This window comes from Bacillus sp. EKM202B (assembly GCF_011066025.1).
GTDB lineage: Bacteria > Bacillota > Bacilli > Bacillales > Bacillaceae_G > Bacillus_A > Bacillus_A toyonensis.
The window spans coordinates 69,006-92,876 of sequence record NZ_JAAMNK010000015.1 but is presented as its reverse complement, the minus strand read 5'-3'; the positions used below and the strand labels follow the sequence as shown (position 1 = coordinate 92,876).

At 35.5% G+C, this 23,871-nt stretch carries 27 protein-coding genes; 21 read left to right on the top strand and 6 right to left on the bottom strand.

The features are described 5' to 3' along the window. Nucleotides 1–123: 123 nt before the first annotated feature. Entirely contained in the window at nucleotides 124–720 is a 597-nt protein-coding gene (locus tag G9F74_RS18285; protein ID WP_016107852.1) for a hypothetical protein, read from the bottom strand. Nucleotides 721–954: 234 nt separating this feature from the next. Here G9F74_RS18285 and G9F74_RS18280 point away from each other — a divergent pair, with 234 nt between their 5' ends. The 3 genes from G9F74_RS18280 (at nucleotide 955) to G9F74_RS18270 (ending at nucleotide 3,721) form a co-directional block, all read left to right on the top strand. After that, complete coding sequence (locus G9F74_RS18280; RefSeq protein WP_016107853.1) at nucleotides 955–1,515, top strand: nitroreductase family protein; 561 nt, start codon at nucleotides 955–957, stop codon at nucleotides 1,513–1,515. 114 nt (nucleotides 1,516–1,629) lie between these two features. Then, nucleotides 1,630–3,048 (top strand): stage V sporulation protein SpoVR, encoded by a 1,419-nt coding sequence (gene spoVR / locus G9F74_RS18275; protein WP_001202697.1) that lies wholly within the window; start codon nucleotides 1,630–1,632, stop codon nucleotides 3,046–3,048. A gap of 286 nt (nucleotides 3,049–3,334) precedes the next feature. After that, nucleotides 3,335–3,721, top strand: coding sequence for a DUF2606 family protein (locus tag G9F74_RS18270; RefSeq protein ID WP_016107854.1), 387 nt, complete (start codon nucleotides 3,335–3,337; stop codon nucleotides 3,719–3,721). 65 nt (nucleotides 3,722–3,786) lie between these two features. Here G9F74_RS18270 and G9F74_RS18265 read toward each other — a convergent pair whose 3' ends face one another. Continuing rightward, a complete protein-coding gene (locus tag G9F74_RS18265; protein ID WP_016107855.1) occupies nucleotides 3,787–4,257 on the bottom strand; it encodes a MarR family winged helix-turn-helix transcriptional regulator in 471 nt (156 codons plus the stop codon). 146 nt (nucleotides 4,258–4,403) lie between these two features. Here G9F74_RS18265 and G9F74_RS18260 point away from each other — a divergent pair, with 146 nt between their 5' ends. The 10 genes from G9F74_RS18260 to G9F74_RS18215 all read left to right on the top strand — a co-directional run bounded on the left by G9F74_RS18260 (nucleotide 4,404) and on the right by G9F74_RS18215 (nucleotide 10,245). Further along, nucleotides 4,404–4,988 carry a DUF3238 domain-containing protein gene (locus G9F74_RS18260; RefSeq protein ID WP_000247268.1) on the top strand — a complete coding sequence of 195 codons (585 nt, stop codon included), beginning with the start codon at nucleotides 4,404–4,406 and terminating at the stop codon, nucleotides 4,986–4,988. 135 nt (nucleotides 4,989–5,123) lie between these two features. Further along, a complete protein-coding gene (locus G9F74_RS18255) occupies nucleotides 5,124–5,708 on the top strand; it encodes a DUF3238 domain-containing protein (protein ID WP_016107856.1) in 585 nt (194 codons plus the stop codon). 144 nt (nucleotides 5,709–5,852) lie between these two features. Then, nucleotides 5,853–6,116, top strand: coding sequence for a metal-sensitive transcriptional regulator (locus G9F74_RS18250; protein WP_000456206.1), 264 nt, complete (start codon nucleotides 5,853–5,855; stop codon nucleotides 6,114–6,116). Nucleotides 6,117–6,189: 73 nt separating this feature from the next. Next, the gene (locus G9F74_RS18245) at nucleotides 6,190–6,765 is read left to right on the top strand and encodes a sulfurtransferase TusA family protein (protein WP_106081034.1); all 576 of its coding nucleotides are present in this window, start codon (nucleotides 6,190–6,192) and stop codon (nucleotides 6,763–6,765) included. Between the two features lie 38 nt (nucleotides 6,766–6,803). Then, nucleotides 6,804–7,934 (top strand): MBL fold metallo-hydrolase, encoded by a 1,131-nt coding sequence (locus G9F74_RS18240; RefSeq protein WP_016107858.1) that lies wholly within the window; start codon nucleotides 6,804–6,806, stop codon nucleotides 7,932–7,934. Between the two features lie 19 nt (nucleotides 7,935–7,953). Next, a complete protein-coding gene (locus tag G9F74_RS18235) occupies nucleotides 7,954–8,184 on the top strand; it encodes a sulfurtransferase TusA family protein (RefSeq protein ID WP_002038023.1) in 231 nt (76 codons plus the stop codon). A 37-nt stretch (nucleotides 8,185–8,221) separates the two neighbouring features. Further along, entirely contained in the window at nucleotides 8,222–8,581 is a 360-nt protein-coding gene (locus G9F74_RS18230; RefSeq protein ID WP_016107859.1) for a rhodanese-like domain-containing protein, read from the top strand. 16 nt (nucleotides 8,582–8,597) lie between these two features. Further along, nucleotides 8,598–8,894, top strand: coding sequence for a rhodanese-like domain-containing protein (locus G9F74_RS18225; RefSeq protein ID WP_016107860.1), 297 nt, complete (start codon nucleotides 8,598–8,600; stop codon nucleotides 8,892–8,894). A gap of 73 nt (nucleotides 8,895–8,967) precedes the next feature. Continuing rightward, nucleotides 8,968–9,447, top strand: a complete 480-nt coding sequence (locus tag G9F74_RS18220; RefSeq protein ID WP_000437728.1) for a DsrE/DsrF/DrsH-like family protein — start codon at nucleotides 8,968–8,970, stop codon at nucleotides 9,445–9,447. Nucleotides 9,448–9,480: 33 nt separating this feature from the next. Then, a complete protein-coding gene (locus tag G9F74_RS18215) occupies nucleotides 9,481–10,245 on the top strand; it encodes a sulfite exporter TauE/SafE family protein (RefSeq protein ID WP_016107861.1) in 765 nt (254 codons plus the stop codon). 82 nt (nucleotides 10,246–10,327) lie between these two features. Here G9F74_RS18215 and G9F74_RS18210 read toward each other — a convergent pair whose 3' ends face one another. After that, the gene (locus tag G9F74_RS18210; protein ID WP_000642358.1) at nucleotides 10,328–10,768 is read right to left on the bottom strand and encodes a hypothetical protein; all 441 of its coding nucleotides are present in this window, start codon (nucleotides 10,766–10,768) and stop codon (nucleotides 10,328–10,330) included. A gap of 142 nt (nucleotides 10,769–10,910) precedes the next feature. After that, the gene (locus tag G9F74_RS18205; RefSeq protein WP_016107862.1) at nucleotides 10,911–12,254 is read right to left on the bottom strand and encodes an LCP family protein; all 1,344 of its coding nucleotides are present in this window, start codon (nucleotides 12,252–12,254) and stop codon (nucleotides 10,911–10,913) included. A 248-nt stretch (nucleotides 12,255–12,502) separates the two neighbouring features. On the opposite strand from G9F74_RS18205, the gene G9F74_RS18200 reads away from it, so the two are divergent. Next, the gene (locus tag G9F74_RS18200; protein ID WP_303745124.1) at nucleotides 12,503–13,567 is read left to right on the top strand and encodes a YhdH/YhfP family quinone oxidoreductase; all 1,065 of its coding nucleotides are present in this window, start codon (nucleotides 12,503–12,505) and stop codon (nucleotides 13,565–13,567) included. 33 nt (nucleotides 13,568–13,600) lie between these two features. Here the strand turns inward: G9F74_RS18200 and G9F74_RS18195 are convergent, their stop codons facing one another. Next, nucleotides 13,601–15,256 carry a Na/Pi cotransporter family protein gene (locus G9F74_RS18195; RefSeq protein WP_000456282.1) on the bottom strand — a complete coding sequence of 552 codons (1,656 nt, stop codon included), beginning with the start codon at nucleotides 15,254–15,256 and terminating at the stop codon, nucleotides 13,601–13,603. A gap of 363 nt (nucleotides 15,257–15,619) precedes the next feature. Then, nucleotides 15,620–16,822, bottom strand: coding sequence for an MFS transporter (locus G9F74_RS18190; RefSeq protein WP_000503250.1), 1,203 nt, complete (start codon nucleotides 16,820–16,822; stop codon nucleotides 15,620–15,622). A 473-nt stretch (nucleotides 16,823–17,295) separates the two neighbouring features. Between G9F74_RS18190 and G9F74_RS18185 the strand changes: the two genes are divergently transcribed. The 7 genes from G9F74_RS18185 to G9F74_RS18155 all read left to right on the top strand — a co-directional run bounded on the left by G9F74_RS18185 (nucleotide 17,296) and on the right by G9F74_RS18155 (nucleotide 23,851). Continuing rightward, nucleotides 17,296–18,384: a DUF871 domain-containing protein gene (locus G9F74_RS18185; protein ID WP_001253370.1), complete on the top strand. Its 1,089-nt coding sequence runs from the start codon at nucleotides 17,296–17,298 to the stop codon at nucleotides 18,382–18,384. A gap of 76 nt (nucleotides 18,385–18,460) precedes the next feature. Next, complete coding sequence (locus tag G9F74_RS18180; protein ID WP_016107864.1) at nucleotides 18,461–20,401, top strand: BglG family transcription antiterminator; 1,941 nt, start codon at nucleotides 18,461–18,463, stop codon at nucleotides 20,399–20,401. Between the two features lie 109 nt (nucleotides 20,402–20,510). Continuing rightward, on the top strand, nucleotides 20,511–20,831 hold the full coding sequence (locus G9F74_RS18175) for a PTS lactose/cellobiose transporter subunit IIA (protein ID WP_016107865.1): 321 nt from the start codon (nucleotides 20,511–20,513) through the stop codon (nucleotides 20,829–20,831). Nucleotides 20,832–20,835: 4 nt separating this feature from the next. Beyond that, entirely contained in the window at nucleotides 20,836–21,141 is a 306-nt protein-coding gene (locus G9F74_RS18170; protein WP_016107866.1) for a PTS sugar transporter subunit IIB, read from the top strand. Between the two features lie 70 nt (nucleotides 21,142–21,211). Beyond that, nucleotides 21,212–22,522, top strand: a complete 1,311-nt coding sequence (locus G9F74_RS18165) for a PTS sugar transporter subunit IIC (protein WP_001013063.1) — start codon at nucleotides 21,212–21,214, stop codon at nucleotides 22,520–22,522. Continuing rightward, nucleotides 22,498–22,776 carry a hypothetical protein gene (locus G9F74_RS18160; RefSeq protein WP_000900041.1) on the top strand — a complete coding sequence of 93 codons (279 nt, stop codon included), beginning with the start codon at nucleotides 22,498–22,500 and terminating at the stop codon, nucleotides 22,774–22,776. The genes G9F74_RS18165 and G9F74_RS18160 overlap by 25 nt, the downstream gene beginning before the upstream one ends. Next, on the top strand, nucleotides 22,766–23,851 hold the full coding sequence (locus G9F74_RS18155; protein WP_016107867.1) for a DUF871 domain-containing protein: 1,086 nt from the start codon (nucleotides 22,766–22,768) through the stop codon (nucleotides 23,849–23,851). Before G9F74_RS18160 ends, G9F74_RS18155 begins: the two co-directional genes overlap by 11 nt. Nucleotides 23,852–23,871 lie beyond the last annotated feature (20 nt).

Genomic DNA, 23,871 nt, shown 5'->3' with positions numbered 1-23,871 from the left:
TTCTCACCCCTTACTACAACATTTGTTTATGTTAGTTTTTGGGAAAGACGGGAATTTATACTTCAAAGTTGAAAGTTCATAAAGAAAAGGAAGAGCAGTGAATACCTCTTCCTTTTTTGCGTGTTAATTTGTTTGCTTCTCTTTAATAGACTTCACTAATTTAATCATCTCTGCTCGTATATCTTCTCTTTTAACATTTAATTTTTCCGCGATTTGTTTAATATCCATACCGTCTTTTTTCATTTTTAGTACATTATCAAGAGGGGTATTACTTTTTTGAGAGATGATTGTTAATACCGTGAGCTGACGTAAGCCGATATTATATTCTTTCATTTTTTGTTTGAGTCCATCTGGTGTGGATTTTTGTATCGTTGCTAATTGTTGCAGTAATGCTTTTTTTGTTTCCTTATTCATATGATGCTTTTTAAGCTTACTTGGATCTACACCGAAATGTTGTGCGGTTTTCTCCCAAGATTTATTTTGCTTATAGTAAGCTAAAACGTCCTTAGTTTCTTTTTTGCTGATTCTTGCAATGTGGGCAGCTTTCCAAATTTCATGTTTGTTATAGCCGAGTTTTTCGAGCGACTGCATTTCTTCTTCTGAAATCGGTTTATGATGATGCATTGCAACTTCTTTTGGCGTGGCAGCAGAAGCAGGGAAGGTAGATACCCCGCATAATAATGCGGCCATAGTCATACTTACTGCGATTTTTTTGTACATGTAAACTCCTCCTAGATGGATAATGTGGAAAACTTTACACATATCATTTCCATAAAATGTGAAAAACTTGTGAACAAGCTAAGTTTTTTTATTCACAGTAGAAAAAGAAGTTTTTTATATGTTTTCCAACATAAAACATTGATTAATAGTGAAAAACTAGGTTATAATCGAAATTGAAAATCAATATCAATAACAAACTTATACATATAGATGAAAAATAAGGGAGAGAAAAATATGACTACATATACTTCCATCGCAAATGTTATTAAAGAAAGACGATCTGTTCGTACATTTACAGATAAAGCAGTAGACAAAGAATTATTAATTGAATTATTAAACGATGCAACGTGGGCACCAAATCATAAACACCGTGAGCCATGGAATTGTAAATTATACATTGGGGACGGCCGTAAGAAATTAGTAGATGCGGTATTAAACTCTTTCACAGAAGAAGAAAGAGCGAAACGCGGTAAAATTTTATCTGATCGTTTCTTAAGCACACCTGCACAAATTGTTGTATATATGAATGAAGATCCGCGTCAAATTCAGCGTGACGAAGATTACGCTGCAACATGCGCATTTATGCAAAACTTCCAATTGCTTGCTTGGGAACGCGGCTTAGGCTGTGTTTGGAAATCAGGCGGATTAAACTACAATCCATTATTTATAGAAGGAATCGGTTTAAAAAGAGGCCAACGTATCGTTGGAATTCTTCATATTGGTTATTTCGATAAAGCACCAGAAGGAAAAGCTCGTACACCGATTACGGAGAAGATGGAGATTATTGAAGGTTAATAGATGAGACATTCTCGTTTTTACGGGGGTGTCTTTTTATTATGCAATCAATCCTCATGAAAGCTTGTTCCCCATCATACACTTTCTTAAGGGAAAGTGTAAGGAGGGAAAATAATGAGAGCAAGTGACGATAAAGCACTGCAATATGCGATTGCGGAAATTACGGAAATTGCGACTGGATTTGGGCTTGATTTTTATCCGATGCGTTATGAAATATGTCCAGCGGAAATTATTTATACATTTGGTGCATATGGGATGCCGACAAGGTTTTCACATTGGAGTTTTGGAAAACAATTTTTCAGAATGAAATTACAATACGATTTAGGACTTAGTAAAATATACGAACTCGTTATTAACTCTGATCCATGTTACGCCTTTTTATTGGATACGAACTCTTTAATCCAAAACAAATTAATTGTAGCACACGTTTTAGCACACTGTGACTTCTTCAAAAATAATATTCGTTTTTCAAATACGAAGCGGGATATGGTAGAGAGTATGGCCGCAACAGCGGACCGTGTGAAAGCGTATGAGCATAAGTACGGAAAGGCAGAGGTAGAAACATTTTTAGATGCCGTACTTGCCATTCAAGAGCATATTGATCCGTCGCTTATGCGTCCGAAACTTGCATGGAGTATTGATGATTTAGAAGAGGAAGAAGTGGAAAAGAAAAAAGCATCACAATACGATGATTTATGGAATTTAGATGATCGAAATAAAAAGAGGGAGCGATCGAATATACGCAAAAAGAAGAAGATTCCACCGCAACCAGAGAAAGATTTACTACTCTTTATTGAAGAATATAGCCGTGAGCTTGAAGATTGGCAACGAGACATATTAACGATGATGCGTGAGGAAATGTTATATTTCTGGCCACAGCTTGAAACGAAGATCATGAACGAAGGCTGGGCTTCCTACTGGCATCAACGTATACTGCGTGAAATGGACTTAACATCTGATGAAGCAATCGAATTCGCAAAATTAAATGCAGGTGTCGTTCAGCCATCAAAAACAAGCATTAACCCATACTACCTCGGTATTAAAATGTTTGAAGATATTGAAGAACGCTACAACAACCCGACAGAAGAAATGAAAAGGCGTGGTGTGAAGCCTGGTTCTGGTCGTGAGAAAATGTTTGAAGTACGCGAAATTGAATGGGACGTATCATTCCTAAGAAACTACTTAAATAAAGAACTCGTAATGAGAGAAGATATGTACTTATTCCAGCGCCAAGGAAAAGAATATAAAGTAATTGATAAAGAATGGGAACATGTACGTGATCAGCTCGTAAATATGCGGACAAATGGTGGATTCCCGTACTTAGTAGTAGAAGATGGAGACTACTTAAAGAACGGAGAATTATACATTAAACATAGTTACGAAGGAATCGAGCTCGATTTAAAATACTTAGAAAAGGTATTACCATATCTTCATCAGTTGTGGGGAAGAACGGTGCATATGGAGTCGATTGTGGAGAGTAAGGGCGTTGTGTTTTCTTATGATGGGAAGATGGTGCATCGGAAGTATGTGTGATGGAAAGAACGGACATAGCATGCTATGTCCGTTCTTTTTATTTGGAGAATCTACGGTTTATTTTTAACTCAAAGTAAAGAATGTAAATAATTTTATCGTTTTGTTAATTACATTGACTTCTAAAAAAAGAAAAACTAGAATTTATAAAGGGATCTTCAATTTTTCGCTATCATTTGTATAGGAGGGAAGTTATATTAGATAGCTTTATTTCTATAAGATGTAGGTTGGCCCTTTATAATATTTTTGGTGAATTAGAAGATGTATTCTACAAACCGGGTGACAGACGATGTTTTTAATAATCTTAAAAAATGGTCTGAATAAATATAGTAAGCTTATATGGATTTTAGTTTGTGTATTAGTTCTTATTGTTACATATGTTTATATAGAAAATAATAAAAAGAAGTGTAGTAAGGTTGTTAATTCTGTAACTTTTTACGTGAAAAATAAAGAAAAACAGCCAATAAAAGATTTTGAAATTATACTTATGAAAGACGAATCACCTCAGCCCAGTAAAGAAATTGGAATTTCAATAGGGAGAACAGATGAGGAAGGAAAAGTTATTTGGAAGAATGTGAGAACGGGAAAATATATCGTATTTTTGCCAAATAACGAGGCGCAGATGGTTAAAATTAATGATAGAGATGAAACGAAAATAGTAGATATATCATTGTAAAAAAAACGAATCCATTTTGAAAAAGACTACTCAAAATGGATTCGTTTTTTATATGGAGTTTTTGTTTACCAAACAGGTCGTATGTTGGATGATAATTTTCCTGCATCTTTTGTAGTAACGAATGTTGTCAAATCTTCTTTTAGCATTTGCATTCGTTCTGTACCTATGTTTTCAATCCATCGCTGCTCTATTTCAGCTACTATTTCTTCTTTTGCTTTCATTACTGCTAAACCACGTTCGGTTAAAACAATGATTTTACCCCTTTTATCAGTAGGGTGTGTTTTACGTGTAACGTAGCCACTATTCTCAAGAGAATCCACCATTTTACTTACAGCTTGTTTGGAAACCCCTAAATATTCAGCTAGTTCTATACCTGTTGCCCCATTAGGGAGGATGCGTTTGAACATAAAACCATGTGCTGGCCTAATATCTTCAAATCCTAATTCACTTAATTTGTCATGTAGCTCAGTAATTAATGTGCTAAATGATAATGATAAAAGCGATGTAAGATCTAACTCGTTAAATGTTTGATCCATATATATAACCTCCGCACTTGTAGTCAATTAAGTTGACTATATGTAATGCTTATTGTACTATACATAATACAGTCAATCAAATTGACTATATTATGTTGGTAGAACAAATAATGATTTATATAATATAGAATCGATGGAGGTTTCACATGGTTAATATCGTTAAAATTAGAGGGAGTGTATTTGCACCGTATGCTTCGCTGAAACCTATTCAGGATCCTGCAACGGGAAGAGTTTTTGAATATGCTGGAGATGCACGTGAGTTTACACCATACGCTGTGAATACAAAGCGTTCAAGATTAGAACAAGAAGTGAATATTGATTTTTATAAAAGAGAAATTTTCACATATGCAGATGCTTGTATCGTCACTGTGAAAATTACAAATCCAGATGGCTCAATTGAGTATCAAAAAGGAGAAACAAGTACAGAAAACATTGTATGTACAAATATTGTATGGAGTGAAGATGAAGTTTCGTTTGAAATGAGAGCAAGTGCAAGCAATCCGTTAAATGCGGCAGCACCTGCAGCTGATTATTTTTTGACTATACGAGTTAATGAACGTGGCGCTGTGCACGTTGAAGGTTTACATGATGGTTTCCCTTGCTATGAATTTTATAAGCAAATAGATTTTGGTTCATTTGAATTCATATATACACATGACTTCAGAGAAACGGATGATACCCCAGCAGCACTAGCTGGAGAAATGGAATATAGTTTTAAAACGACAATCTAAATATAAATATAGCGCTATTTTTCAGAAGGAAGTAGTAAACGTAAAAGAGAAAGCTATTGATTATGGGAGCGATATTGTGGTCTGTTTTACTCAATATTATGCAGTATCTAAAATAAAATTATAGAGGTGTATCTTATGACTAATATCGTAAAAATTAGAGCGAGTGTATTTATTCCAATGCCTTGGACGGAAGCTAAGAAGGATATGGAAACAGGAAAAGTAATCCAATTTGAAGGTGATTCACGTGAATTTACACCACATGCGGTAAATACTATGCGCTCTAGAGTGGAGCAAGAGGTTGTAGTGGATTTTTATAAAGAAGAAGTGTTTTCATATGCAAATACGGGTATTACGACAGAGAAGGTTACTAATCCAGACGGTTCTGTGAATAAAAGAACAGGAAAAGCGAGTACTGAAAATATTGTGTGTACTCATATTGTATGGAGTTCTAACGGTGTGCAATTCAAAATGAGTGCAAGCGCTAGTAATCCGTTAAATGTGTATGCCCCTCCTGTGGACTATGTATTAACTGTATGTGTGAAAAGGGATGGTAGTATCGATATTCAAGGAGAACATGATGGATTCCCTTGTTTTGAATTTTATAAGCAAGTAGATTTCGGTTCATTTGAGAAAATTTATACACATGATTTTAGAGAAACTGGTGATACAGCTGCAGCGTTAGGTGGCGATATGGATTATCTTTTTACAAAGAGTTTATAAGGAATAAGGTAGAGTAGACCACTTAACCGCTAGAAGGCTGAGAAACAAACATCCCCCTTTACAATATACCCTAAAGGGTATATGATGTTATACAAGGTTATAAAGTAATATATAATATAGCTATAATTACGGAGGTGGTCTACAGTGGAATACAATCAAGATATGAAAAATAGATTAAAACGTATTGAAGGCCAAGTGCGCGGTGTGCTTCGTATGATGGAAGAAGGAAAAGATTGCCGAGAGGTTATTACACAGTTAACGGCATCTCGTTCTGCATTAGATCGTACAATTGGATTAGTTGTTGGAACAAATTTAGAGCAATGTTTACGTGAACAGTTTGAAAGTGGCAATGGTTCAAATGAAGAGTTAATTAAAGAAGCCGTTCAATTACTTGTAAAAAGCCGATAATCTGTCAAACATAAGTGTTGACAGATTTTCAAAAACGTTTTAACATACCCCTACAGGTATGTGTATATAAAATATGGAGGAATCGATAATGAGTATAAAAGTGGATATGAGTTTAGATTGTAAAGGTTTGGCTTGTCCGATGCCTATTGTAAAGACGAAGAAGGCGATGGAAGGATTGGCATCAGGGCAAGTGATTGAAATTGAGGCAACAGATAAAGGATCTACGGTAGATATACAAAGTTGGGCGAATAAAATAGGGCATCAATATATCGGGACGAAACACGAGGGTGCTATATTGATGCATTATGTGAGGAAAGCGCATGAACATGAAGTGAATGAAGTTGTGAAATATCCTCATACAATTACGAATGCGGAATTACAGGATATATTATCTCACGGAGAAGAGTGCATTGTATTAGATGTTCGTGAAGCAGCAGAATTTGCTTTTGGTCATATTCCATCTGCTATTTCGGTGCCACTAGGTGAACTAGACAGTACATCGTTAGATCAGACGAAGCAAATTTATGTTGTTTGCCGAACTGGTAACCGCAGTGATGTAGCTTGCCAAATGTTGAAAGAGAAAGGTTTTTCAAATGTGAAAAATGTCATTCCTGGTATGTTAGGGTGGCAAGGAAATGTGGAGAAATAAAATTTTTTAAACGAAAATATACCTATGGGGGTAATTAAATGGACATTAAGATGTTACAAGCAAAAGATGTTGCAGAGAAAGTTTTATTCGGAGAGTTGTTTATTTTAGATGTTCGTAATGAGACGGATTATGAAGATTGGAAAATTGAAGGGAAACAAGTATCTTCTATTAATAAACCTTATTTTGACTTGTTAGATGGTGTAGACCATATTGTAGATGAATTACCGAGAGAGAAAGAGATTTTAGTCGTATGTGCAAAAGAAGGTTCTTCGCAGTTTGTCGCGGAGCAATTGTTGGATGCTGGCTTCAACGATGTTTCCTATTTAGCTGGTGGGATGAAAGCTTGGAGTGAATATGTAAAGCCGCTCAAAGTAGGAGATGTACAGGGCGGAGGGAGTATATATCAATTTAATCGTCTTGGAAAAGGCTGTTTATCTTATATGGTCGTTTCTAACGGTGAAGCAGCAGTTATTGATGCAGTAAGAACGATTGAATTATATGAGGAGTTTGCGAAAGAGCATGGAGTTACTATTACGAATGTAATGGATACACATTTACATGCAGACCATATTTCTGGCGGTCGTAAGTTAGCTGAAAAAGTAGGTGGTACGTATTGGTTACCTCCAAAAGATGCGGAGGAAGTCGTTTTCTTATACGAACCACTTGTAGAAGGATCTGTTATTACGGTAGGGGGTACCAAAATCGAAATGGATGCGCTATACTCACCGGGGCATACGATTGGGAGTACATCATTTATTGTAGATAATTCCTATTTATTATCGGGCGATATTTTATTTGTAGATTCAATCGGGCGTCCAGATCTTGCTGGTAAGGCTGAAGATTGGGTGAGCGATTTACGAAATACATTATATAAGCGCTATAAGGAATTATCTCAAGAGTTAATTGTTTTACCAGCTCATTATTCAAAAATAAGTGAAATGGATGAAAATGGGGTTGTGAGTGCTAATTTAAAACAATTGTTTGAAGTGAATGCAGGGTTAAATATGAAAGATGAGAATGAATTTCGCAAAATTGTAACGGAGAATCTACCACCTCAGCCGAATGCTTATCAAGAAATTCGTCAAACGAATATGGGGAAAATTCATCCGAGTGTGGAAGAAGAACGTGAAATGGAGATTGGTCCAAACCGCTGTGCAGTTCATAATTAATAACAAATTGGAGGAATAGATGATGAATATAAAACAAGTTTTAGATGCGAAAGATTTAGCATGTCCAATGCCAATTGTAAGAACGAAAAGAGCGATGGATACTTTACAATCGGGCGAAGTGTTAGAAGTACATGTAACGGATAAAGGGTCAATTAAGGATATTCCAGCGTGGGCAAACAAAACTGGTCATGACATCGTAAAGCATGCAGAAGAAAGCGATGTACTAAAGTTTTGGATTAAGAAGGCGTAGTAAAGAAATAATTTTATAAATGTAGAGGGGGAGTTATATGAACACAATAGTAAGTACGCTTTTCGTTGTATTGGCTGCATGGTTTGTTATTTCACGGTTCTTACCGGTTAAAGGTGTTCAAAATATAAATGGAAAAGAATTAAAAAGTATAGTGGGAAAACAGGGGAAGTACTTTATCGATGTTCGTACAGTAGGCGAATATAGAGGGAACCATATGAAGGGCTTTCAGAATATCCCGCTAAATGAGTTAGTTAGTAAGGCAAATCAATTAAATAAGAATAAGAAAGTAATCGTTATTTGTCAGAGCGGGATGAGAAGTAAGCAAGCAGCAAAAGTATTAAAGAAATTAGGATTTCAGCGCATTATAAATGTTTCAGGTGGTATGAACGCTTTGTAAGGAAAGGAATATTAAGATGAAAGAAATTACAGCGAGAGAAGTAGAGGAAAGATTGTTACGAAATGAAGAGATACATGTAATTGATGTTCGTGAAGTGGAAGAAGTGAGGGAAGGGAAAATTCCAGGCGTGCTTCATATTAGGTTAGGCTTACTAGAGTTTCGAATACAGGAGCTTGATAAAAATAATGAATACATTATCGTTTGTCGCTCGGGAGGAAGAAGTGCAAGAGCAGTTCAATTTTTAGAAGGTTACGGTTTTCAAGTGATCAATATGGTAGGTGGTATGTTAGCTTGGGAAGGTAAAGTCATATAGCATAGAGATAAAAGATTTGAGCCTTTTTATAAACAATTAAATACCCCTATAGGTAATTTAGAGGAGGAACAAAATGGAACAACAGAAGAAAACGACAATCGTGTTATTTAGCGGAGATTATGATAAAGCGATGGCTGCCTATATTATTGCAAATGGTGCAGCGGCTTATGATCAAGAAGTGACTATATTTCATACTTTTTGGGGGTTGAATGCTCTTAGAAAAGATGAGCATGTGAAAGTAAAGAAGACTTTTATAGAGAAAGTATTTGGGAAGATGATGCCGCGTGGTGCCGATAAGATGGGATTATCCAAAATGAATTTTGCTGGCATGGGGCCGAAGATGATTAAAGGCATTATGAAAAAACATAACGCAATGCCTTTGCCGGATTTAATTGATTTGGCGAAAGAACAAGGAATTAAACTTGTAGCTTGTCAAATGACAGTAGATTTATTAGGGTTAAAAGAGGAAGAGATTATGGAAGGGGTAGAGTTTGCTGGGGTAGGAGCATATTTAGCAGATGCTTCGGATGGGAATGTAAACTTATTCATTTAAATCACCTTCTTTTAAGAAGGCGGGGGATGTAAGGTGAGCTTAGTCGTATTACTTTTTATAATTGGGTTTATAGGATCGTTTATATCAGGAATGGTTGGGATTGGCGGCGCGATTATTAATTATCCGATGATCTTATACATTCCAGTATTGCTAGGGTTTACTGGTTATACTGCACATGAGGTGAGCGGTATTACAGCGGTACAAGTATTCTTTGCAACTTTTGCAGGTGCGTGGGCATACCGAAAAAGTAATGACATGAATAAAACGTTAGTTATGTATATGGGAGCTAGTATATTACTAGGAAGCTTCATAGGGAGTTTCGGTGCTAACATATTAGAGGAACATACAGTGAATGTTGTTTATGCAGCATTAGCTACAATTGCAGCTATTATGATGTTTGTACCGAAACAAAACAATAGTGGAGACGTGAAGTATAATAAATGGTTAGCGAGCTTGTTAGCGTTCGTTGTAGGGGGAGCTTCAGGCATTATAGGAGCTGGAGGTTCGTTCCTTTTAGTTCCCATTATGCTAGTTATTTTAAAATTACCACTGCGCATGACGATCGCAACATCTATCGCTATTACGTTTATTTCCTCAATAGGGATTACTACAGGAAAAGTGATTACTGGGCAAGTAGTTATCATTCCAGCTCTAATTATTGCGGTTGCAAGTATATTTGCTGCGCCACTTGGAGCACGAGTCGGGAAGAGGCTAAATCAAAAAGTACTGCAATATGTATTGTCCACTTTAATTGTAGGAACTGCTGTTAAAATGTGGGTTGATATGATATCGAAGTAAAAGGATGGTGCTGCTTGCAGCCCATCCTTTTGTTTATCCCGCTAATTGTGGGTAGTAAAACGTCACTGATTATAGTTTTACTTTATGCCCAAATAACTTTCATTAAGTTTTTATATTCGTCGTTCGCTAATTTATACAGCATTCTCGTATGCTCAAAAACAAGTGCCGGATTAAAGTTTGGTTCTGAGAATGCAAGAGATGTTGAAATATCAATTGCATTTTGCTTATTTAGTGTGAATTTTGCAAATCGGTAAGATGTGTTTAATTCATTGATGACATGTAAAATGTCATTTGTTGATGTTTCGTCAGGTACGTGAGCAACATTGAAGCAGTATATATCCACAGTCGGATTTTCATTTTCGAAAGCAGCGATAAGTTGAATTTTTGCGCCAGCTTCTGTTTCTAATCCTACTGAAAAATGTACCGAACCATCATTTTCATCTATATTTTCTTCCATGTATATATCGTTGGATTTTAAGTAGTCTTTAAAATCTGAAATGTTATGTTTTACTGCAGCTTTCATATGTATGAGCCCCCTGATAATTGGAATAGATTACTATTATTTATTATAATTTAAAAATATTAAAAAAGATAGTTGGAAAGTTCTGATTTTTTATGTTTAAAAAAAGAAGCCGCACTCTACCTCCATAGAGTACGGTTTCTTTTTATTCATTGTTATTAGATGATGTTTTTATATCTTCATTGTTATTATCATTATGGTTGTTGTTACTTGACTCACGTTTGTTTGTATTTTCAGAGTCAGTGTCTTTTATTCTCTCAGAGTCAGTGTCTTTTATTCTCTCAGAGTTAGTGTCTTTTATTCTCTCAGAGTTAGTGTCTTTTGTTCTCTCAGAGTCAGTGTCTTTTGTTTTCTCAGAGTCAGTGTCTTTTGTTCTCTCAGAGTTAGTGTCTTTCGTTTTCTCTGAATCTGTTTTTTTCGAATCAAAGTCAGTTTTTGTATAGGCAGGTAGTCCAAGGTGAGTACGAAGTTCGTTCGTAACATTTGCTAGTGCTTTTTTATCTGGATTGTAGTAATATGTTCGACCGCCACCAGCAGATTTGCTACATGTATCATCACCTTTTTCCATATAGCAGTCATCACCTTGAATTTGTAACTTTTCAACTGAAGAATCTGCGCCATATTTATAGAATGAAAGCATATCATCGAATGTTAAGTTTGTAACGAATTGTCCGTTAATATCATCAATGATGTTGCCAACTTTTGTTACAGATCCAACGTTTGTTATTTTCTTTAAAATAGCTTCAATAACGAGTTGTTGACGTTGCCCACGCATTGCATCACTATCGATGTGTCGCGTTCTAGCAAGAGCAAGAGCCTCTTCGCCATTTAACTTTTGGACACCTTTTTTCAGGTGAATTGCATCGGCATTATCATTACTATCTTGTTCTGAAAATTCAACAGGTACATCGACTTCAATGCCGCCTAAATCATCGACAATTTTTATAAATGATTTAAAGTTAAATTTTACAAAGTAATCGACAGGAACATTCATTAATTTTTCAACTGCATCGATACTTGCTTGTGGTCCACCCTTTTTACCGTTTTTAGCAGAACCGAATGCATGAGCGTGTGTAATTTTATCTTTTTTCTTTTCTACTGGAATGTAAGTATATGTGTCACGTGGAATACTTAATAGTTTAACAGTTTTGCTGTCTTTATTAAAAGTTGCAAGCAACAGCGCATCTGTTCTTATAGCTTCACCATATTCTTTTCCTCGGACATCGCTTTCATCAACACCCATTATTAAGACAGAGACATTGTTCGTAATAGGTTTTACAGCTTTATCACGTAAATCAGATTTATCACCGCGTGCTAAATCGTGTGCGGCATTTCGAACAGCAGAAGATGCTTTATTTACTAAAAACCACGTATAACCGCCTCCTACTATTAAAAAGAATAGAATGACGCTTATAATAATTTTTGTTTTTTTCTTACTTTTTTTCGGTTTATTGCGTGTATTTTCTTGCAAAGATGGGTTTTGCTCCATTTCTTGTACTCCTTCATTTGGATTGAAATACGACACTCACATCCACTTATTATAATGAAATTTGACGAAAAAAAACATTACAAATCATTTACATTTCGTAAAAATTCAATTTATTTATAAAAAGTCAGATTTTCTATATGTTATTTTTCAGATGTAGGATAAGTATATGTTTTTTTAGTAGAAATGAAAATATATATTGTGAGAAAGTGAGAGAGAAGTAAGATTTGTTGAAATATAGCCAATAAGAAATTGGTAGTACTACTTATTTCTTCTATATAATAAAGAAGAATTTTACGGATGAAGGAGAGAGCATAATGGGTCATACATCATTCCGAGCAATCGTCGTGAAAGAAAAAGAAAATAATCAATTTGAAAGAAAGCTTGTTGAGAGAGAAATCAATCGTTTACCTGAAGGAGATGTGCTAATACGAGTTCATTACTCTTCATTAAATTATAAAGATGCGCTTTCAGCTACTGGTAATAAAGGTGTAACGAGAACATATCCTCATACGCCAGGAATCGATGCTGCAGGAGAAGTTGTGAGTAGTGAAGATGGTTCCTTTAAGGTAGGGGATCAAGTTATTGTAACGGGGTATGATTTAGGTATGAATACGTCTGGTGGATTCGGAGAATATATTCGCGTGCCACCATCTTGGATTGTTTCTTTACCAGAAGGAATGTCTTTGAATGAAAGTATGATGTATGGGACAGCTGGTTTTACAGCTGCACTATCGGTATATAAGCTCATTGGAGCAGGAATTATGCCTAATATGGGAGATGTTTTAGTAACGGGTGCTACGGGCGGTGTAGGTAGTGTAGCGGTTAGTATTTTAAGTAAGTTAGGATATAACGTAGTCGGAGCAACAGGGAAATTGGAAGAAGAAGAGATGTTACTACGTTTAGGAGCAAAGAAGGTAATTCAGCGTGAAGAGTTGAGTGATGAATCAGGAAGGCCAATGCTTAAAGGAATATACGCCGGGGTTATCGATACTGTGGGCGGAAAGATGTTAGAAACAGCATTGAAATTGGTACGATATGCCGGTTGTGTAACGACATGTGGTAATGTGGCAGGGCATGAATTACACACAACAGTATATCCGTTTATTTTGCGAGGTATTAGCCTTGTAGGAATAGATTCCGTACAATGTCCAGTAGATATGAGAAGAGAAGTGTGGGCATTGTTAGCGACAGAGTGGAAAAACTTAGAACTATTATCTTATACAGAAGAATGTACATTAGAAAAATTAGATGAGAAGTTTTCGCTCATATTGCAAGGAAAGTTAAAAGGAAGAACAGTTGTAAATATGAAATAAAAAAGAGACGCTAACTTGAGCGTCTCTTTCCTATTATAATGATTGTTTTAAATTGATTTTTCCTTGTTCACCTAAAACACCGTCAGCGATATTTACAGCGTGATCACCGATACGCTCTAAGTTACTTACCATGTCAACGAAGATGATACTTGCATCGCCTGAACAGCTGCGTTCGTTTAGACGTATTACGTGACGTTTGCGAAGAACACGTTCCATTTGGTCGATTTTACGTTCTTTTGCAATAACAGTTTGAGCTAGTTCAGTGTCAAAGTTTGTTAAAGCATTGATTGCATCTTGTAATGTTGAAATTGTTAATTCAAGCATTTCATTTAATTCAGTTAGTGCGTCGTCTGATAGTGAAACGCGGTTTGAAATTTGGAAATCTACAAGTTCTACAAGGTTTTCTACATGATCACCGACACGTTCAATATCTCCAACAACACCAGCTAAAACAGAATGCTTCTCAGAATCTGCTGATGAAAGTGGTTTTTCTGATAGTAAAACTAAATACTCGGTAATTTTTTTATCTAAATTGTTAATAGCTCCTTCTAATTGAGTAGCCATATTAGCGTGTTTTTTGTCTTGTGTATTTAAAAATTGGTTTGCTTCTTTTAATCCATCTAATGAAAACTCCGCCATACGGATAATCTCTTTTTGAGCTTCTGTTAAAGCAATAGCTGGAGATTGTTCAATAAAGATTGGATTTAAATGTTGTGGTTTGAAGTTAATAGATGCATCTTCACCACGAATAATTTTTGTTACAATCCAGGCTAATACTGCAATGAATGGGAACTGAATGATTGTATTCGTTACGTTAAATGTTCCATGTGCAAATGCAATTGTCATTTCTGGATTCAAGTTTAATGACGTTTGGAAATATTGAATTAAATTTGTAAATGGTATCAATATAATCGTAAAGATAATGGTACCGATAATATTAAAGATAACGTGAACTAATGCTGCACGTCTTGCTGCAATTGAAGTACCGATTGCTGCTAATACTGCTGTAATTGTCGTACCGATGTTATCACCGAATAATACAGGAAGGGCAGCTTGTAAATCGATTGCACCTTGACCGAATAATTCTTGTAAAATACCGATTGTTGCGCTTGAGCTTTGTACAATTAAAGTGAAGACTGTACCGACAATAATTCCTAAAATTGGATTATCACTCATGCTAATCATTAAATCTTGGAATGCCTCTAATGAACGAAGAGGTTTCATACCTGCGCTCATTAATTCTAAACCGAAGAATAACATACCAAAACCGAATACAACTTGACCTACAGAATGTACTTTTTTATTTTTAAAGAAGAATAGTAAAATCGCTCCAACTGCCATAACTGGGAGAGCGTATTCTCCGATTTTAATCCCGATAATAAATGCAGTAACTGTCGTACCGATGTTCGCACCCATAATAACACCAATTGCTTGTCTTAATGTCATAAATCCGGCACTTACAAGTCCAACTGTTAAAGCGGTTGTTCCTGAACTTGATTGAATTAATACAGTAACTAACATACCTGCTAGTACACCCATAAGTGGGTTCGTTGTAAAACGATCTAAAATATCGCGAAGACGATCTCCAGCTGCTTGTTGCAGTCCATCGCCCATGTATTTAATCCCGAATAAGAAAATACCTAATCCACCAATGAATTGGAAGATCATTTCTTGAACATTATATTCCACGCATTCCACTCCTTAAATTTCATGTACGATGTAATTATTAACTAAACCTTGAGGCACTGTAAACGGTTTGCTAGTAAAATTTACACTAAATTTACAAAGAGGTGAAAAGTTTACAATTCTTTAAAGAAACAGCTGTATTTTAATGGTTTTCGTCTTTTGTAAATAGTGTTTTTGTAAAGAAATCACACTTTTTAGAATAGTATTATTCAATTGTATATCAAAGAAATCTTCTACAAGTTCACTGTATATTTTTTGATGATAGTTAAAAAAATATGTAGGGAAATGCATGTAGTTTTATAAAGCCAACATGGGGTTTAATATTTATTAAGTAGTCTTTTTTTGCAAGAAAAAAAAGCCGCTAAATTATCCAGCAGCTTTTTCTGTATTTTTATCTCCGTGCTTTTGTTTTCTTATACTTGTAATGTAAATGAACAGAAAAGCAATAAGTAATAGGGAAGAATAACGATATACAGTCGCATAGTTTGTAAAATGTGCAATGAATCCGAAAATAATCGCTCCCGCACCAATTCCAAGGTCAAATGCTGAGAAGAATGTAGCTGTTGCGACTCCTCGTCGGTGCGGTGCTACTCGGTCGATCATCCATGCTTGTAGCGCAGGCTGAATCGCTCCGAAACCACTTCCATAACAGGCTGCCGCAATAATTAAGCTCGGAATTGTCGTTGTATACGACAATAAAATAATACCTGCGAACGTTATAATAACCCCTGGAATGATGACGAATGTATGGCCTTTCGCATCATATAACTTTCCGGAAAATGGACGAGTTACAGCGATTGCTAGCGCGTTACATAAAAAGAAGAGACTAATATCAGCAATGCCAACTTCGGTAGCAAATAGTGTGATAAAGCTGCCGATTCCTCCGTACATTAATGTAATACATAATATTAATAATGAAGGAAGTAAAGCTTTGCGCTCAATAAATCCATCGAGAAAAGTACCAGATGATTGTTTTGGTGGTTGTTTCGTTTTTTGGATTTGAAGTAGTTTCGTTAAAATTAATGAAACGATTGTGCATGAGAGTGCACATAAAAAAAGAACGTTGAAATTATATGCTTGCATAAGCCATAGTCCGATTAGTGGGCCGAGAGCCATTGCAATGGTTCCAGAAAGGCCGAAATATCCCATGCCTTCTCCGCGGCGAGCTGCTGGAATTAAATCAGAAACGACAGTTCCATATGTAGTCGTTGTAATACCGAAGCCAGCTCCGTGTAAAATACGAACGGCAAGCAAGAGAAAAATGGTAGAGGCGAAAAGGTAACTGCCCATAGCGAGTAAACAAATAGCAGTACCGATCATTAAAATGATTTTTTTATTAAATTTCTGCAAGGCGTTTCCAGTTAGCGGTCTAACAAAAAGTGCCGCAACGGTAAACATACCGACAACCAATCCGATATTTGAACTTGTGCCACCGATTTCTTTCACATAAACAGGTAAAGTTGGAATTAACATTTGAAACCCTAAAAACATACATAAGTTTGCAAAAATTAAAGCAACAAACTCTTTTGTCCATAACGGTTCTCGTTTTACGAGTATTGCCTCTCCCATATATTCATCCCCTATATAAATTTTTTCCCGCTATTTGCGGACAGTAAAATTCCCACCTCAAAATCTGGCTGGAGCAAAGAAGTTAGGTGGAAGCCCTACTGCTCGTAAACGCCCGATTGGTGAAGGCTAATAATCAGTGGAGGGATGAACAAAACCCCCACTGATTAAAGTTTCACTTTATCTCTTTTCTTTCGAGTATATGTATTGGTCAATGTAACAGTCAAGGAAGGTGTCTTGAAAGCGGATAACAATTTTTAAGATGAAAACTGACAAATTTGTGTAAACGCTACACAACTATGAAAAAAAGATGTAAAGTATAGATGTATAGACTTGTAGTTGTTATGAATGATAGAAATTGTTTTTTCTTTAAAGAAAGCGGATTCAAAAGGTAGTGAATGAGAAGGGGATATATACTTTTTCGCTACATATATTTGAAAAGGTTTACAAAACAATGAAGAAAGAGGCGTGTACATATGAGACGATTAGGTATTTCTATTTATCCAGAACATTCAACGGTAGAGAAAGATAAGGAATATGTAACATTAGCAAGTAAATACGGATTTACACGTGTGTTCACATGTTTACTATCTGTGGATGGAGAAAAAGAGAAAATTATTGAAGAATTTAAAGAAACGATTTCTCATGCGAATGCATTAGGGTTCCAAGTATTAGTTGATATTAGTCCATCTGTTTTTGAACAGCTTGGTATCTCATATAACGATTTATCGTTCTTCCATGAACTAGGTGCGTACGGTATTCGTTTAGATGTCGGGTTCTCAGGATTAGAAGAATCGATTATGACGTACAATCCGTACGGCTTAAAAATTGAAATCAATATGAGTAACGGCACAAAGTATGTAGATAACATTATGAGTCATAGACCAAATCGTGAAAATTTAATTGGCTGTCATAATTTTTATCCGCACCGCTATTCTGGGTTATCATACGATCATTTCATTACATGCTCGAAACAATTTAAAGATTACGGCATGAGAACAGCTGCATTTATTTCATCATTTGATGCAACATACGGACCTTGGCCAGTAACAGAAGGTTTATGTACGTTAGAAGAGCATCGTGAATTACCGATGACAACGCAAGCGAAGCATTTATTTGCGACAGAATTAATTGATGATGTTATCATTGCGAACGCTTATGCTTCAGAAGAAGAATTACAAGCACTAGGTGCGTTAAATAAAGAGAAACAAACATTTGATATAGAACTATACGATACAACGACAAATTTAGAAAGAATTATCATATTAGAAGAACCTCATTTTTATCGCGGGGATGTATCTGAATATATGATTCGTTCTACACAAAGTCGTGTGAAATATAAAAAAGAAGAGTTTAAACCTCATAATACGCGTGAAATTAAGCGTGGCGATCTTTTAATTGATAATGAGCAATATGGCCAGTATAAAGGTGAATTACAAATTGCATTAAAAGATATGGTGAATACAGGAAAAACAAATGTAGTTGGTCGAATTATAGAAGAAGAAATTTTCTTACTAGATTATTTACAAGCTTGGGATAAATTCGGATTTACATTAAAGAAATAGAGAGAATATAAAGGGGAAAAACTACTGATTTCAGCAGCTTTTCCCCCTTTATATATAAAGAGCGAGAGGAAGAGCTATGACAAAGGTGCATCAGCGATTAATTTCTATTTTAGAGGAGTTTTTAGAAGAGAAATCGATGTTAAATCGAGCTTTTTTAGCGAACCGATTACATGTATCAACGAAGACGATTCAAAAGGATATAAAATTATTAAATGATATATTGGAAGAAAACGGAGCGAAAATCGAATCGCAAAGAGGGACTGGATATGAACTAGAAATTATACAGACGAAGATATTTGAAGAGTTTTGTGTGAGTCTATTTCAAAAACAGACGGAAAAGATCCCAACTTCTTATGAAGAAAGAGTTGCGTATATTTTACAACGTGTTTTAACGACAGAAGGATATGTGAAGCTTTCGCAGTTAGCAGAAGAGATTTACGTGAGTAAATCAACTGTAAATTTAATTATGAAAGATGTTACAGATATATGCGGTCGCTATACATTGCAAATTGAAAAGAGACCGTATTATGGTATACGTATTGTGGGAGAGGAATTTAATATTCGTTCTTGTTTATCACAATATGGTTTACCACGTTATGAACATACTCCGTTTCATGAGCAATTTGAGCAGACGGATACATATGTATCGTTACCTCATATATCACTCATTCGTTCAATTATATTAAAGTATATTGAGGGTGGAACAATATATTTATCTGATATAGAAATTGATAATCTAGTTATTCATATTGCAATCGCATTAAAGCGTTGTCAAAGTCAACGTTATATGACAGGACTGCATGTAGAGCAATCAGAACTTATAATAAAGAAAGAATATACAATTGCTAAGCAGATTTTAGGAGATTTAGAGAAAGAGTTAAAACTTTTATTTCCAGAAGAAGAAGTATTATATGTGACGGTGCATTTGTTAAGTACTGCTGTTACAGCGAGAGATCGCTATGAAAATGTAGAAGAGCTATTAGGAAAAGATATATATGCATTTATGCAACATATTCTTTTTAAAGTAGCGGAAGAACGGAATCTTATTTTTTATTATGATGAAGAATTATTATTTGGATTTGGTGTTCATTTAAAAACGTTATTAAATCGTTTGAAGTATAAGTTAAATACGAGAAATCCTCTTTTGGCAGAAGTGAAAAAGAATTATCCGTATGCTTTTGAAATTGCGGTTCTCGTTGGAGATATAATTGGTGAATATACGGGTGAAACGATTCCGGAAAGTGAAATTGGTTATATTGCTATTCATTTCGGCGGAGCGATGAGCCGTTTGCAGGAGCAGAATCAAAAGAAAAGATGTTTATTAGTTTGTGCGACTGGTCAAGGGAGTGCACAACTATTAAAATATAAAATTTTATCACAGTTTAGAGATAAATTAGAGATTGTAGGTATTACAGGCTATTATCAATTGAAAGTAGAAGACCTTTATAAAGACAAAATAGATTGTATTATTAGTACGATTCATATACCGAGTGGTTTGCCTGTTCCAGTTATAAAAGTGAACTCAATATTTGATGATAAAGAGATTAAATCGATTGGTCAGCAATTGTTTACGCATGTGAATAATAGTGTGCAGCAATATATAAAAGAAGATTTAATCTTTTTAAATTGTAGTGCTTCTACGAAAGAAGAAGTTATTCAATTTTTATGTGAGAAAGCCGCTGAGAAAAACTATGTGCCAGAAAATTTTTATGCTTCTGTTATGGAAAGAGAAAATACATCTCCGACAGCGGTTGGAAATTTAGTGGCGATTCCGCATCCGATGCAGTTATTAAGTGAGGAAACATTTTTGATGTTTTGTACACTTGATAAGGCTGTTGAGTGGGGAGATAAAAAAGTACAATTGATTATTTTATTTAGTGTGAAGCGCAATAATAATGAAGATTTGCAACGACTTTATGATTTTTTATATGATATTATGTCTAATCAGAATACGATAGAGAAATTAACTCAGGCTGAATTAATTGAAGGTTTTCAAGAGATTTTATTATCGTATTGAAAAAGTATATAAAAACTTCCGTTACATAACGGAAGTTTTTTATGTTTAATTGTATGCGCTTTCATAATAAGATGAACATATAGAAAAACAAAGCTTGGGGGAAGTTAAAATGACTGATATGCAAACTCCATTTGCGTTAATTTTACATGGTGGCAACGCGAGAAGCGCGGCGCTTGAAGCAATCGCTTTTGCAAGACAAGGAGATTTTGAGAATGCGAGTGAAAAGACGGAACTTGCTAGTGAAGAAATTTCAGCAGCTCATCGTATTCAGACGGATTTAATTCAAGAGGAAGCAAGAGGAAATCATGCAGAAATAAGTTTACTGTTAGTGCATGCACAAGATCATTTAATGAATGCAATTACAGTGAAAGAACTTGCTGAAGAATTTATCGCTCTTCATAAACGTGTGGAAGAGAAAGTGACAGTATAATAATATGTACATTTTATTATGTTGTGCTGCAGGTATGTCAACGAGTATGGTTGTAAGAAAAATGCAAGAAGAGGCGGAGAAACAAGGGAAGGATTATAAAATTAAGGCAGTTGATTCAGAACTTGTGAAGCTTGAAATTAAGGAAGCAGATGTCGTTTTAATTGGTCCGCAAGTGAAATATTTATTTCCGGCCGTAGCGTTTCTTGCAAAGTCATACGATATACCAGTTGCTATTATAAACCAACGAGATTATGGCATGTGTGACGGTTTGAAAGTACTTAAGCAGGCAGAAGAATTAGTTTTAGCGTAATTATATTTTTTTAAACATAAACATTATAATGTTATAACTTTTGGTTATATTGAACAAAGGAGGGCTATTGATGAATGGGTTTATGAGTTTTATGGAACAGAAGATTATGCCAACAACGCAAAAGATTGCAGGACAGCGACATTTATTAGCAATTCGAAACGGGGTTATTTCTACATTACCATTAACGATCGTCGGATCATTTTTCGTTATCTTTTTAAACTTACCAATTGATGCATATATGGAGTGGATTGCACCGTTTCGTCATATTTTAGATATTCCATTCCGATTTACAGTAGGCTTAATGGCATTATACGCAGCTTTTGGGGTAGGGGCTTCGCTCGCTAATTTTTATCAGCTCAATCAATTAAGCGCAGGATTACTCTCTGTACTCGCCTTTTTATTAGCATCAGTTGAACCAATTCAAATTACGAAAGCTGTACCAGGTGTTATTGATGCGGGTAGATACATTTCAGTAGGAACATTAAGTGCCACGTCTTTATTCGGCGCAATTGTTACTGCATTAATTGCAGTAGAAATTTATCATTTTATGATTAAGCATAATATTTCGATTAAATTACCAGAAAGTGTACCACCAGCAGTTGCAAACTCGTTTGCAGCATTAATTCCAACTCTAGTAGTTATTCTTTTATTCTGGGGTATTCGTTACGGTTTAAAATTTGATGTAAATACAACGATCACATATTTAATCGCACCATTAAAGTCAGTATTAGTAGGAAACAATTTATTCGGCGGTTTATTAACAGTATTTTTAATCGTGTTCTTCTGGTCATTCGGTATTCATGGCCCAGCGATTTTAGGACCAATCATTCGTCCGATGTGGGATTCAGCAATTCTTGAAAATATGGAAGTGTTCACAGCTACAGGAAATGCACATCAGTTACCAAACTTATTTACAGAGCAATTTATTCAATGGTTCGTATGGATTGGTGGGTCGGGTTCAACGTTAGCTTTAGTCATTATGTTTATGTTCTCTAAATCTAAGTTCTTAAAAGAGTTAGGTAGATTATCATTCGTGCCAGGTTTATTCAATATTAACGAGCCAATTATTTTCGGGGCACCGATTGTAATGAACCCAATCTTAATTATTCCGTTCGTTATTACACCGTTAGTTACAACGACGGTATCATATTTCGCAGTTGTTTCAGGTATGATTCCACTTATGATGGCAAAGTTGCCATTTACGATGTTAGCGCCAATTGCAGCAGTGATTAGTACGGACTGGACAATTATGGCTGGCGTACTTGTAATTATTAACTTTGTAATCTCATTTATTATTTACTATCCATTCTTCAAAATGTATGAGAAACAACAAATAGCAGGAGAGGAGAAAACAGAATGCTCGGAGCAATTATCATCTTAATTACATTTGTGATCGGACAATGCATTGCTCATTATTCGAAATGGGTACAAAGTAAATCTTTATTAGTCTTACTACTCGTATCAGTTTTGTTTATCGGTTGTTCAATGGGTGCATATGTAATGCTAAGCTTACAATCACCTTACGTAATTATTATACCGACCATTTTATGTGCAACATGTTTATCTGCAAAATATAGATTTACGAGCATGGCATTAATACAACGTGTGAAGGAGATGCAAAAGCATGGAGCGTAAATTAGGAATTTCACTTTATCCAGAGCATTCAACGAAAGAAAAAGATATGGCATATATTTCGGCAGCGGCACGCCACGGTTTTTCAAGAATATTCACATGTCTATTATCTGTGAATCGTCCGAAAGAAGAAATTGTAGCTGAATTTAAAGAGATTATTAATCATGCAAAAGATAACAATATGGAAGTTATTTTAGATGTAGCTCTGGCTGTATTTGATCAGCTTGGTATTAGTTATAGCGATCTATCATTTTTCGCAGAATTAGGCGCAGACGGTATTCGTTTAGATGTAGGCTTTGACGGGTTAACGGAAGCGAAAATGACGAATAATCCGTACGGTTTAAAAATTGAGTTAAATGTAAGTAACGATATTGCGTACTTAGAAAATATTCTTTCGCATCAAGCGAATAAATCAGCTTTAATCGGTTGCCATAATTTTTATCCGCAAAAATTCACTGGTCTTCCGTACGATTATTTCATTCGCTGCAGTGAACGCTTTAAAAAGCATGGTATTCGCAGTGCAGCCTTTATTACATCACATGTCGCAAACATCGGTCCATGGGATATTAACGACGGATTATGTACGTTAGAAGAGCATCGTAATTTACCAATTGAAGTACAAGCGAAGCATTTATGGGTAACAGGGCTAATCGATGATGTCATTATCGGAAATGCTTATGCGAGTGAGGAAGAGTTAGAAAAACTAGGAAATTTAAATCGCTACATGTTACAGCTAAAAGTGCACTTTGTAGACGAAGCGACTGAAGTAGAGAAGAGAGCGACACTGCAAGAATTACATGTAAGACGCGGCGACATAACAGAGTATATGGTACGTTCTACAGAAGTGCGTAAAAAGTACAAAGACTATGACTTCCCGGTGCGCGAAAGTGTATTACAGGAAAGAGGGCAAGTTGTAATTGGTAACAACTCATTCGGAAAGTATAAAGGTGAGCTGCAAATCATTCTAAAAGAAATGCCGATAGATGAACGGAAAAATATTGTCGGTACAATTGCAGAAGAGGAGTTATTCTTACTAGATTATGTAGGAGCTTGGACGCAGTTTACTTGTGTGGAATAGGGAAGATAGGGGGCGTTCTA